Origin of the sequence: Methanobrevibacter sp., assembly GCF_036307625.1 — an archaeon.
Classification (GTDB): domain Archaea; phylum Methanobacteriota; class Methanobacteria; order Methanobacteriales; family Methanobacteriaceae; genus Methanocatella.
In genome coordinates this window covers 1-12,040 of sequence record NZ_JAXJXF010000129.1, presented here as the reverse complement: position 1 = coordinate 12,040, position 12,040 = coordinate 1, and the positions used below count along the sequence as shown (strand labels likewise).

Here is a 12,040-nt window from a genome sequence, read left to right as displayed (position 1 = left end):
TTATTAGCTAATCGGACATAGTTAAAATATGGAAGAAAAAACTCGTAAGGTAGGTTCTAAATTCAGCAGTGATGATGCTGATGAGATTTTCAACAAATTGGACAAAATTGATTCAAATGAGTCTAAAAAATCCAATAAGAATTTAGAAAGTCAAATGAAAGATGTTTCAGAATTGTTAAATGAAGCTAAATCTTCACCTGACGATAAGGCAGTTGAATTATTCAAGAAAGTTTTGGTGATTATGCCTGATAATGTTGATGCATATGTTGGGATAGCTGATATATACAAAAAACAGGGAAACGTTGGCGGTGAAATTGATATTCTAAAAAAGGCTGTTCTAAATGTTGAAGGGTCAAGTAAAAGTGATCTGATGAAAAGATTGAAAGAAATTAGTTAATGTCAGCTATTTTGGGTTAAAGATGATATCATGTTTCGTAAAATGAGAAGGCACAAGCAGGAGTTATCAAAAGAGGAATGTATGGAAATACTCACCAATGAGCCTAGGGGAGTCCTGGCTCTTTTGGGAGATGATGACTATCCTTATGCGCTTCCAATGAGCCATGTATATGTTGATGGAAAAATCTACTTTCATGGAGCAATGGAGGGCCATAAGAATGATGCAGTCAAAAGATGTGACAAGGTATCTTACTGTGTGATGGATAAGGGCTTTAGAAAGGATGGTGACTGGTGGTATACCTTCAAAAGCGTTATTGTCTTTGGAAAAATTAGGATTTTAACGGATAAGGATGAAAAAATTGATAAATTAACATATTTGGGGGATAAATTTTTCCCAACTCATGAAGAAACAGTAAGCGAAATCAATAGAATGCTTGATAGGACTGAGGTATTTGAAATAACAATTGAACATATGTCAGGTAAATTAGTACGTGAAAAATAGTTATTTGGGTGTGAAATTAAATATGAATAATCATATCTAATTTCGTGAGAGTAGTTATATGCTTTATTAAATCAGAAAAATAGTTTAACTAATTTAATACAATCGGAGTTAGTAATGAAAAATTAAAGTTTAGGTAAACCTAAATTTTTATCACTATAATTAAAGTTGTAGGAAATACTATATAAATTTTTTGGTATGCCTAAAAATTATGATGGAAAAGATTGATTTTTATGATAGGAAACGATTGGGATACAGCACTGAAGGATGAATTTGAAAAGGATTATTTTTCAAATATTAACGATTTTGTAAAAAAAGAATATGAAACCAAGACAATATATCCTCCATTTGATGAAATATTCAATGCATTCAAGTTAACACCATTGAATAATGTCAAGGTGGTTATTTTAGGTCAGGATCCATACCATGAAAAGGGACAAGCCCACGGGCTTGCATTTTCCACACCTGACGGCAGACCTATTCCAAGGTCTTTAAAAAATATTTTTAAGGAAATCAATACAGAATATGGTTATCCAATTCCTGAGTCCGGATGTTTGGAATCATGGGCAAGACAGGGAGTGTTTCTGCTCAATACAGTATTGACGGTAGAGGAAGGCAAAGCCAATTCCCATAGCAAATGCGGATGGCAAACATTCACGGACAATGTGATAAAATTGCTTAACAGCCAAACTCAGCCTATCGTATTCCTGCTTTGGGGAAAACAGGCGGAAAAGAAAAAGGAATTGATTACAAATCCCAACCATCTGGTTTTAGTAACATCTCACCCTTCCCCATTTTCAGCGAGGCGTGGCTTTTTTGGTTCAAATCATTTTAAACTGACAAATGATTTTTTAAAAGAAAATAACTTGGATGAAATAGGCTGGAAATTATAAATGGTTCATGTCATAATTCCAAAGTTGACTCCATTGCTTCCGAATGAAACAAATGAGTGATGCCCATTATCCCTTTGAGGAGCATCATATCTTTGAGATTGAATTGCATCTACAACCTTGTATGTATCATATTCGCTATTTAATATGCTATAAAATTCGCTCTTATTGTAGTTTGACTGATTTGCACTTTTTACAACCTCTTTGATTTCAGGTGTTATTTCGTTTCCTCTCCATGCAATATAGTAGAATTCGTCTCCTGCAGAAAACCAAAGTTTGGAATTGTTTGCCTCATCATGGCGGTCATAAGTTCTGAAATGAATTGCGTCATGACCTCCAATGTTTACCTTTTTTGCATAGCTGTTGTGCTCCAAAAAGTACCAGTATAAGTCCATTATTCTTGGATTGACATATCTGATAGTGAAAACGTCAATGTCCTCGTCATATTCATACATGTTGAAATCGCTTGAATAGGGATTTTCATATTTTGGAGGAATCTTGAATTCCTCATATCCCACATTGGCTTTTGTCCAATTGGAGCTGTCCATGGCACTTGCAGTGTTCATCAGTATGAAAAATGCTAAAATCATTATGATAATTTTTTTAGGCATGGTAATAGTATGTGTGTAATAATATTTAAATGACTATTTTGTAGCTGGTGGTTCTTTTGTCCCTGTCTTTGGAATCCATATCTACCAGGTCATAGACCAGGGGGTTAGTAATCAGTTTTTTCCATATTTCATATGTAACATTAATGAAATCCTCATTCAATTTAATGTGGTCACGTATTATCGGACATATGTATGGAAATTCAGTTTCGTCCAAAACAAGATGAAACTCACCGTTTTTGGATATGTGGGGGACCAATGGAAATGTTCTGCATTGGATGGGTCTGATTGACCTGTCGCATTTGGGAGGATTTTTGCATTTTACAAGATAAATGCTGTCTTTCCATGAATGAGGATATTTTATTTCGGATGAATCCATATAATAGAGTTCAAATTCATCGCTGTTTTCATACATTAGCTCTTCACCTGGCAAAAGGTATAACACAAGTTCTTCAGCATGTGATTCATCGGCATCATAAACACAACAGACCTCACCGCACAATGTTCCGCAATCGAAATCAACTGGTGAAACTTCATCAAGTCTTTTATATATTCTTTTTATTGATTTTTTCATCTGTTTTGCTGTAATTTCCATACTATCAGATTTACTATTGATTTTAAAATAATTAAAGTTTTTGAATTGTGAAATTCCCTAAACTGCTTGATGTTGAACCAAGGGTCATAAGTGGAACAATTTGATAGGATTTTTGAAATTTATTTTTCAATTTTTTTAAACAACAATATAAAGTTAAAATTTTATATTAAGCTTAATTTTCATATTAAATTTAAAAAATATTTATTCTTGTCTTGTTAAATTAATGTAACATTCATATTAAATAGGAAATTATTAAATAGTGAGTTTATTATAAATTATATTGTATTAGTAAACTTGATTGGAGAATTTGATATGGATGACTCAGAAACAACTAACACTGTAATGCTCGATTCATTTGATTGTGACATAATCTCAAAAAAATTGGCTGCAATCAACAATAAAGTTAGATTTTCAATTTTGGAAATTCTAAGGGACAATAAGAAGGAACCTTTGTATTCTCGTGAATTAAACTCATTTCTTTTGAATAAATATAATATTTCCATTACTGTCCAAATGTTGGGTCAGCATTTGAAACAGCTTGTTGAATCAGATTTGATTGAAGAAGTCCCTGTAAAAAAAGAAGTTGCCAATAAAATCGGCCGAAGAAATGTGAATGGGTATCTGTTGAAAAATACCGCATTTCTGGATTTATTTTTAGAGATTAGCTTTTTTTCTGATGAAGTTTTATCATTCTTTGATTTACATGAAAGCAATCTGAATTCTGGTGATGATTCACATTGCATATTAACAATATTCAACGGTCCGGATAGAGGTAAAACATTTAAGGTTGCCAAAGGTGAAACAATTCTTATTGGGCGAAAAAGTAACTTCACTAAAGATGATTTCGATTCTCCAGCAATCCTTTTGGATAATGAATATGAAACTGTCTCCAATGTTTCAAAACCTCATTTAAAATTGTTCAATAGGGATGGCAAATGGTGTATTCTGGATGAAGGAAGCTCCAATGGAACATTCGTCAGGGATGATGAAATTATTGTAGGAAAGCCTACACCAATTAGAAACAATTCATTTATAAAATTATCAAGGGGAAACGGCGGAGCCGTTATATACTGTTCATATTAGGCATTGGTGATGTTGTTGGATTTGGAAGAGATTAAAAATCTTGTTGACGATTTTTTCAATGGTCAATATGATGTAAAAAAATTTTTAGGTGAAGGATCATTTGCCAAGGTGTATCTGGTAAATCATAATTATCTGGATGACCTTCGTGCGATGAAAATCATCAAGGAACCAATAAGTCCAACAACCAATGTCAAATCGGTTTTTAAGGAAGTAATGCTTGCAACTAAATTGAGACATGAAAACATTATAAGCATATATGATGCTGGAATAATGTCTGCCTCGAACACTAAGGACAATCGGGATTTGGCTTTTTTTGTAATGGAATATGTGCAGGGCGGAGATTTGGAACAGTACCTGAATTCATTCATTGATTCCAATTTATCGATGCCCATTGACCGCACATTGAATTTGATGAGACAGATTCTGATGGGTTTAAATACTCTGCACCTTTCGAATCCTCCAATCATTCACAGGGACCTTAAGCTTAATAACATACTGCTGAGTTATGATGCAAACGGTGATATAATCGTTAAAATTTCTGATTTCGGGTTTTCAAAAGAGGTGACAACCAAGATTTCTGACATTGACATAGTGGGTACAAGACCATACATGGCTCCGGAATGCTTCAAAAAGGTAGTTTCAACCATGACTGATATTTATGCTGTGGGAGTTATTTTTTATCAGCTTTTGACCAACAAATTTCCATATGACATTGAAAGGTTCAGTGATGAAGAGGTGTATGATTTAAAACCGTGGCAAAATCAAATAAAGCCTCCTAGTCATTATAATAAAAATGTTCCAAAAGCACTGGACGGCATTGTAATGAAATGCCTGAATATGGACCCTCACAAGAGATATCACAACGCATCAGAATTGTTGAATGATGTGGAAATAGCCATTAACCAGCTGCCTCAAAAAACAGAAAACAAAATTCAAAACAACATGGATGATGACTATTCAGATTGTTTGATTAACGATTCACTTAGAAATGCTTTTTTAATTGCTAAAAAAGAAAATGGGCTGGATGAAGCTATTGAAATATTGGAAAGTGAAGTTTTAAAGAATTATGATGTTCGTGAAATTTATGGTGAAACGTTGAGGATGTGGAAATCAGAATATCCTGATGTAAAATTGGTTTCAAAGGCATTCACTGTAAATTTAAGGGGTAAAAATTATCGATTGGCATGTGATTTGTTAAACGAAGCTATTGCATACAATCCATCAATCAAACATAAATATGCACATTATATTGACTTGTGGAAAATATTCATTAACTTGTCCGAAGATGGAAATTTGGTTAAAGCAGTCTTTTCACTTGAAGAGCTGATGGATTCAAACAGCCGTGTCAATTCAATATATTCTGCGATAATCAACATCTTAAAAACGTTTTCTACAGAAGAAATTGTAGCAAAATCATTAAACCTAATCAAATTAAACAATTTGACTAATGCATCAAATTTGATGGAATTTGCAGTAGTTTTGGATTCTGACATTAGGCGAAAATATGAATACAAGTTATCATTGTGGAAACAGAATATAAATTCAGAACTTAAGCTGGAGAAATCAAATGGTGATACCGTCGATTATGCCATTGATTTGGGAACAACGGATTCTGTTCTTTCATATTACAATGGCGGAAATCCGATAATCATTAAAAATTATAGGACGGGGGATGATTTCACTCCATCTGCTGTCTTGATTGATAAGGAAAACAACATTCATGTAGGAGCCGACGCAAGGGATGCGATATTGGTTGACAATAAAAATGCAGTATCTGAATTCAAGCATAATATGGGTTTTTCCATTCCGTTCAACTTTCAGGATGCCTCACGGGTGATGCAGCCCGAAGAGCTGTCTGCAGAAATCCTGAAAGATTTGAGAATATCTGCCTTTGAGCAATTTCGCACTGATATGACTCATGCTGTTATCTGTGTTCCTGCAAATTCAAATTACATAAAGACAAAAGCCATAAACGATGCTGCAGATATTGCCGGATTCAGGTCACATAGCCTATTGATGGAACATGCTGCCGTAGCTATTGCATATGATTTGGCATCTTTTAGCGATGGATATTGGATTATTTATGATTTGGGAGGCGGAACTTTTACTCTTTCTTTAATCAGCAACAATTCGGGAAATATTGAAATTGTTGACAGTTTTAGATTGGATGATTTTGGAGGAAATGCAATTGATTGGGCTATTGTAAACCGAGTGTTCGTTCCAAAAATTGTTGGGGATTTGAATTTGGAGAATTTCAACGACAGCAATCCGAAATACAAACAAATTTTTTCCAAACTTAAAATTGTGGCGGAAAATTCCAAAAAAGAATTGTCAAAATCTAGTTTGACAGACATATTCATAAATGACCTTTTCACCAGTTACGATTTCAGTTGCACTTTAACAAGAGATGTCCTTGAAAAAATCATTGAATCCATGATTGAACCTACTTTTAATTCGGTGCAAAATCTGTTAAACAGGCATTCTGTTGGACATCATGATATTGATAAAGTTATTCTGGTGGGAGGTTCCTGCATAAGTCCGATTGTACAAAAATCAATTAGCGAAAATTTGAATATTCCCTTGGAGTTCAGTATCGATCCTCTGACTGTTGTTGCAAGAGGGGCGTCAATTTATGCAGGATTTTTAAAAACTCCTGAAATGGACATTGCATCTTATCCATTTTCTTTAATATTGGATATTGACGATGAAAATATTGGGGGAAGGGTATTTTCAATTGATGATAAACTCTCATTTCTGGGATATGATATAGAATTCGCCAACGAAATTTATTCGACAGGAAAAATTCAACTCGACATCGATGGTAAATTTAAAGCGAAAATTAAAAAGGGCAATTATAATATCAATCTCTATAAAAACGGTTCATTAGTTGAGCTTGATGAAAAGTCCCCGAATATAATCCATAACAATGAAATGCATATTGAATTTTTTGACAAGTCCTTTTTGATATCAGATGACACTCTGGTAAGGGAAGACATAATAAGCCAATACAATTCACTGGTCAGTTCAATAGATTACTTAAATGATTATTCCTATTCATTTGAGTCAATTGAAATATTGGATTATATTGACCGATTGATTGATTTGGTTCAGATTGATGAACGTGGACTTAATCTGGCTTCAATATTCATCAGCTATCTAAAAAATATTATAGATGATGAAATCGCAAATTTAAACTTTTTAATTCTTCTGAAAAATGTTGAAAATAAAATCAGTATCGTAAAACAACTTGACTTGTTTGATGTTGATTGGCTGGAATTGCAATTAGAAGAGGTTAAGCAAACCGGAGACTTCAAAAGGCTTGAAGAGATTTATGACATGCTGATGGAAATGTATGTGAAGTTAAACAGGGCTGAAGTTATAATTTCCTGTTTTTTCAATCTAAAAACTGAAGGGATTTATTCCAGTAATGAAAAACTTTTTGAAAAACTGTCCAAAAGAGCTTCAAAGGCACTGGACAGCCATGATTTTGATAAATTGGCGGAAGTCATAATTGATTTATATGAAATTGATGAAAGATTTGGTGGTGTTGGATTATGAAAAAAGATGAAAAATCAATTAGGGCAACAGTTATATTAAATAAAAGCAGTTCTGATGGATTTTTGGAATATCCTTTTGATTTGGCTAAAATAATAGATATTCTAAATGAAAATACTCATGAATGATGTGTTTACATTAATTGCATATAGTCATTAAAAATGATAATATGTAAGTTATTTTTTTAAACATTTCGCTAATTTTAATAATTATTAAATTCAATAGTTATATAATAACTTTTTTTTAAGTGGGATGGTTTGAATGGATAGGCATAAGTTGGTAATAAATAATGTAAAGATTAATGCCATCTTTTTGGTTTTGTTTATTTTAAATATCGTCCTTTATGTATTCATGATACAGTATTTTTTCACTACTTATGATTTTCATATATCCATTAGGTCAGTCAGCAACATTGCAACCATAATTTCTGCAATCATAATTTTGGGTTTTATATCTACAAGACTTCCTCAATTCAGGAAATTTGGGAACAGTTCGATTTATGAAGTTAGCTATTTGCTCCTTTTTGGTATTCTGAGTATAGTCATTTCATATTTTAATAAAAGTACAAATACTGAAACTTTTTTCGCTCCGTATATTGAAATGTTTAAGATATTGTCAATAATGATTATTTTTACATTGATTGCAACAAAAATAAAATCATTTAAAGATATTCTTAACGGAAAAATTACCCGCAGGAACCAGTTGATATGTTTGGTTATTTTCACTGCTTTAGGGTGCATTGCCTCAAAATACCATGTTTATGTCGGAGATACTCCTGCAAATGTAAGGTGTTTGATTATCATGATTGGAGGCCTGTTCGGAGGGCCGGTTGTAGGAATACCCTCTGCAATAATTTCAGGAGGATTTAGATATATCCAAGGTGGAGTCACTGCATTTCCATGTGCTGTGACAACAGTGGTTGCAGGTATTATCGGAAGTTTGATATATGAGTTGAACGGCAGAAAATTCCTTAATAATGTTCCAGCAGTGCTATTGATGTTTCTTTTCACAGGTTTTGAGATGCTGATGATTGTAGTGTTAACACCGGCGGACATTTCTTTCCCTTTTGTTTCTGATATTTATCCATTGATGTTATTTGCATCAGTTACTGGTATGGTATTGTTTTTAATGATTGTCCGTGAAGGAAAGATAAATAAAAAAGAAATCAGCTATGAAGAGTTGAGATTTAAGGAAATGGAAAATAGTCTTTATGAACTTGGTGAAAAAGTCGACGAATTGGAAGAGGAAATCGAGCGTCTTAGAAAAGATGATTCAGACTAATTTGGCAATTGTATATTCTCCAAGATAATTAAACAATATTTTTGCATTCTGATTGTCATTTATCAATTTTTTAATGTCGCTGGCGCTTTTGACCTCATCGATTAATGTATATGGACTGTTTGCCACATATCCGATAAGTTCATCATTCAACATCACTGCAATTGCATCAGGGTCATGTTCATTGTCATCCTGTTTCACCAGATTGATCATGATGTCCTTTTCGGGTGTAAAATTATAAAAGTAACTGCCTGTAATGATGATTAACGTATCGGAAGTATTGTTCAGGTATTCAATCTGATTTTCCAATTCCTTGAGCTTATCGAACTCTTTGTAGGCAATCAAATATGCCTTTTGGGATTCTGCAAGGTCATTTAATGCCTCCAGAATTTCAGCTTTTAAAAAATAAAATTCGGATGGGTCTTCACTGTCTGGAATAATGTTCAATGCATCGTCGATTAATCTAAGTGCCTTTTCATAATTTCCTTCCGGAAAGAATGTTACTTTGGCCCAATTGTATATTGAATTTGCCTTGTTGAGCTTAATTTCATCTGAGGGATTTAATGATAATGCCTTGTCAAAACATTCAACGGATTCTTCGTATCTTTTTAGTTTGGCCAAAATAATGGCTTTCAAATTCCAGTTTGAGTAGTTGGCATCTGTCTTGAGAATTCTATTTATTTCAGATAATGCATCATCATATTTTTCATTGGAAATTAAATTATCAACTTTCAATGTTTTTGAAATTTTAAATGTGGTCTGTCTTGTGTTGTCAGAGCCATCTTTTTGATTGGGGTCAATGTCGAGATAATCGTTGTTGCTTTTCATTTTTATCAAACATTTAAGTTTTTCTTAATATTTTGGTTATCTCTTAATATGATTTAAATATTGTGGTGCAAACAAAACTTTTTTTAGTATTAACTACAATTTTTAACCATGTCACTTATAGATTTAATGTTCAAAAGAAGGAGTACTCGAAAATTTAGGGACGAAGATATATCAAAAGATGATTTGGATTTAATTCTTCACTCAGCACTTTTAGCCCCAACATCCATGAACAGAAAACCATGTAATTTCATGGTCGTAGAAAGAAAAGAAACATTGAAGGAATTGTCTGAATGTAAGGATATGGGTGCAGGCTTGATTGCTGGCGCAAATAAAGTCATAGTTGTTATTGCAGACAGTATGGTTGCAGACACATGGATTGAAGATTCATCAATCGCTTTAACATATATGCATTTGATGGCAACCGAATTGGATATTGGAAGCTGCTGGGTTCAAACTCATTTGAGATCCAAAGACGGAAAAGATTCAGAGGAGGTTGTAAGGGATATCTTGAAGATAGATTCTCATTACCGGATTGTGGGGATGTTGGCTTTGGGATACAGTGATGATATTCCACAAGCTCATGATGAAAGTGATCTCGACAAGTCTAAAATTCACTTTTTAGTTTAATTTCATAGGAGCTATTAAACTTTTAGCTATTGTACTTTAAAATTCGTTTCATTAAATTGTGTCTTTTATCATAACCGTCAAAATATGGTTGCTTACATTTAATATTTTGATGGTTGCTTAATAATTTTAAATTATATTTCTTTGTTATCTACATCAAATCATTAATTTATTGGATTTTAAGGGTTCATGGATAAAAATTTATATTATTGGATACTAACTTTTAACAATGAGGTTAAAACATGGATTATGATGTCATTTATATAGGAAGTGGAAATGCGGCCTGGCAGGGAGGCAGGTTTTTAAGAAAAGCGGGACTTAAAATTTTAATTATCGAAGAAAGCCTTTATGGTGGGACATGTGCAAATAGGGGCTGTAATTCAAAAGCTCTGCTTGATGCTCCTTTTGAAATCAAAGCATTAACGGACAATTTTGAAGGTGTTGGAAAATCCGGAAACTTTGAAGTCGATTGGCCGGCTTTAATGAAATTCAAACAGAAACGTATTGCAAACATGGCTCCATTTTTGGACGGAAAATTCAAGGAATATGACCTTGATGTAGCCCATGGAAAGGGAATCATTGTTGATGAACATACAGTAAAAGTCGGCGATGAGACATTCACAACAGATAAAATCGTAATAGCTACAGGTTTAAAACCGGTCATTCCTGATATCAAAGGAAAGGAATATCTGCATGACAGCACTGACTTTTTAGACATTGCAGAACTTCCAAAACATGCCATCATTATAGGTGCAGGTTTTGTCGGTATGGAATTCGCATCAATTCTTGCAGAAGCGGGCATGACTGCTGATGTGATTATCCGTGGTAATATGGCTCTTAAATACTTCCACCAGCCATATGTCCAGAAGGTCATTGAAATTTTAAAGCAGAAAAATATCCGATTCCATTTCAACGAACAGGTTACAGAAGTCCTTAAGGATGAAAACGTAATCATAGACAATCCTGAAGAAAGAATTTTGAATGTTGAAAGGGGTCTGAATAGTGATGATGATTTAAGAGATCCCGATGCAAAGATAGACAACAAGGCATATGAAAATGCATTTACCGTAAACTGTGAAAGTGGACTTAGCATCACTGGTGACTATGTTATAGCAGCAATGGGAAGAGAAGCTAATGTCGATGAAATCGGACTTGAAAACGTTGGTTTGACATACACTAAAAACGGAATTAAGGTAAATGGGCATCTGCAAACCGACGTTCCAAATATCTACGCTTCAGGAGATGTTGCAGATACTGGAATTGCAAAACTTGTAACCGTCGCAATACATCACTCCAAATATCTTGCAAAAGAATTGTTGGGTGAAGCCGATGAGATTACTTACCCTGTCGTTCCGGCAGTTGCATATACAATACCTAGAATAGCTACCGTTGGAGTTCCAGCATATGTTGCAGAAAAAAGCGATGAATATGAGGTCCATACAATAAGATATGGTAAATCCTATTCACTGGAGCTTAAAAACGATACAACAGCAGAAGCTAAAGTCATTGTTGATAATGATTTAAACATTGTCGGTGCTGAAATTTATGCTGCTGACGCTGAAAATGTTGCAAACATGTTTGCATTCATCATCAACAAAAAAATAACTCTTGAAGAGCTTGACTATATGATTTATGCATGCCCTTCAAGCAGTTCAGTATGTCTTTATAAGCTTCACAACATACA

The 12,040-nt window shown here is 33.7% G+C and carries 12 protein-coding genes; 9 read left to right on the top strand and 3 right to left on the bottom strand.

Going from position 1 to position 12,040, the window contains the following annotated elements:
* The first annotated feature begins 28 nt into the window (after positions 1-28).
* The 3 genes from UIB65_RS08455 to UIB65_RS08445 all read left to right on the top strand — a co-directional run bounded on the left by UIB65_RS08455 (position 29) and on the right by UIB65_RS08445 (position 1,788).
* Positions 29-397: a tetratricopeptide repeat protein gene (locus UIB65_RS08455; RefSeq protein WP_330040923.1), complete on the top strand. Its 369-nt coding sequence runs from the start codon at positions 29-31 to the stop codon at positions 395-397.
* A gap of 30 nt (positions 398-427) precedes the next feature.
* The gene (locus UIB65_RS08450; RefSeq protein ID WP_330040922.1) at positions 428-898 is read left to right on the top strand and encodes a pyridoxamine 5'-phosphate oxidase family protein; all 471 of its coding nucleotides are present in this window, start codon (positions 428-430) and stop codon (positions 896-898) included.
* Between the two features lie 230 nt (positions 899-1,128).
* On the top strand, positions 1,129-1,788 hold the full coding sequence (locus UIB65_RS08445; RefSeq protein ID WP_330040920.1) for a uracil-DNA glycosylase: 660 nt from the start codon (positions 1,129-1,131) through the stop codon (positions 1,786-1,788).
* Between the two features lie 5 nt (positions 1,789-1,793).
* Here the strand turns inward: UIB65_RS08445 and UIB65_RS08440 are convergent, their stop codons facing one another.
* Both UIB65_RS08440 and UIB65_RS08435 read right to left on the bottom strand, forming a co-directional pair.
* Positions 1,794-2,396, bottom strand: coding sequence for a hypothetical protein (locus tag UIB65_RS08440; RefSeq protein ID WP_330040918.1), 603 nt, complete (start codon positions 2,394-2,396; stop codon positions 1,794-1,796).
* Between the two features lie 25 nt (positions 2,397-2,421).
* Positions 2,422-2,988, bottom strand: coding sequence for a hypothetical protein (locus UIB65_RS08435; RefSeq protein WP_330040916.1), 567 nt, complete (start codon positions 2,986-2,988; stop codon positions 2,422-2,424).
* A gap of 312 nt (positions 2,989-3,300) precedes the next feature.
* On the opposite strand from UIB65_RS08435, the gene UIB65_RS08430 reads away from it, so the two are divergent.
* From UIB65_RS08430 to UIB65_RS08415, 4 genes are all read left to right on the top strand, one after another.
* Complete coding sequence (locus UIB65_RS08430) at positions 3,301-4,071, top strand: FHA domain-containing protein (RefSeq protein ID WP_330040914.1); 771 nt, start codon at positions 3,301-3,303, stop codon at positions 4,069-4,071.
* Positions 4,072-4,086: 15 nt separating this feature from the next.
* A complete protein-coding gene (locus UIB65_RS08425; RefSeq protein WP_330040912.1) occupies positions 4,087-7,629 on the top strand; it encodes an Hsp70 family protein in 3,543 nt (1,180 codons plus the stop codon).
* Positions 7,626-7,754 carry a hypothetical protein gene (locus UIB65_RS08420; RefSeq protein WP_330040910.1) on the top strand — a complete coding sequence of 43 codons (129 nt, stop codon included), beginning with the start codon at positions 7,626-7,628 and terminating at the stop codon, positions 7,752-7,754. The genes UIB65_RS08425 and UIB65_RS08420 overlap by 4 nt, the downstream gene beginning before the upstream one ends.
* 133 nt (positions 7,755-7,887) lie before the next feature.
* A complete protein-coding gene (locus tag UIB65_RS08415) occupies positions 7,888-8,907 on the top strand; it encodes a LytS/YhcK type 5TM receptor domain-containing protein (protein ID WP_330040909.1) in 1,020 nt (339 codons plus the stop codon).
* Here the strand turns inward: UIB65_RS08415 and UIB65_RS08410 are convergent.
* Positions 8,899-9,732 carry a tetratricopeptide repeat protein gene (locus tag UIB65_RS08410; protein WP_330040907.1) on the bottom strand — a complete coding sequence of 278 codons (834 nt, stop codon included), beginning with the start codon at positions 9,730-9,732 and terminating at the stop codon, positions 8,899-8,901. The genes UIB65_RS08415 and UIB65_RS08410 overlap by 9 nt on opposite strands.
* Before the next feature lie 108 nt (positions 9,733-9,840).
* Here UIB65_RS08410 and UIB65_RS08405 point away from each other — a divergent pair, with 108 nt between their 5' ends.
* Complete coding sequence (locus UIB65_RS08405; protein ID WP_330040905.1) at positions 9,841-10,359, top strand: nitroreductase family protein; 519 nt, start codon at positions 9,841-9,843, stop codon at positions 10,357-10,359.
* Positions 10,360-10,598: 239 nt separating this feature from the next.
* Positions 10,599-12,040: NAD(P)/FAD-dependent oxidoreductase (locus UIB65_RS08400; protein ID WP_330040903.1), on the top strand; the 1,442-nt coding region annotated here is incomplete at its 3' end.

Coding starts and splice junctions, on each gene's coding strand:
- UIB65_RS08420 (WP_330040910.1), top strand. CDS start 7,626: ATGAAAAAAGATGAAAAATCAATTAGGGCAACAGTTATATTAAATAAA.
- UIB65_RS08450 (WP_330040922.1), top strand. CDS start 428: ATGTTTCGTAAAATGAGAAGGCACAAGCAGGAGTTATCAAAAGAGGAA.
- UIB65_RS08435 (WP_330040916.1), bottom strand. CDS start 2,988: ATGGAAATTACAGCAAAACAGATGAAAAAATCAATAAAAAGAATATAT.
- UIB65_RS08430 (WP_330040914.1), top strand. CDS start 3,301: ATGGATGACTCAGAAACAACTAACACTGTAATGCTCGATTCATTTGAT.
- UIB65_RS08455 (WP_330040923.1), top strand. CDS start 29: ATGGAAGAAAAAACTCGTAAGGTAGGTTCTAAATTCAGCAGTGATGAT.
- UIB65_RS08415 (WP_330040909.1), top strand. CDS start 7,888: ATGGATAGGCATAAGTTGGTAATAAATAATGTAAAGATTAATGCCATC.
- UIB65_RS08445 (WP_330040920.1), top strand. CDS start 1,129: ATGATAGGAAACGATTGGGATACAGCACTGAAGGATGAATTTGAAAAG.
- UIB65_RS08410 (WP_330040907.1), bottom strand. CDS start 9,732: ATGAAAAGCAACAACGATTATCTCGACATTGACCCCAATCAAAAAGAT.
- UIB65_RS08405 (WP_330040905.1), top strand. CDS start 9,841: ATGTCACTTATAGATTTAATGTTCAAAAGAAGGAGTACTCGAAAATTT.
- UIB65_RS08440 (WP_330040918.1), bottom strand. CDS start 2,396: ATGCCTAAAAAAATTATCATAATGATTTTAGCATTTTTCATACTGATG.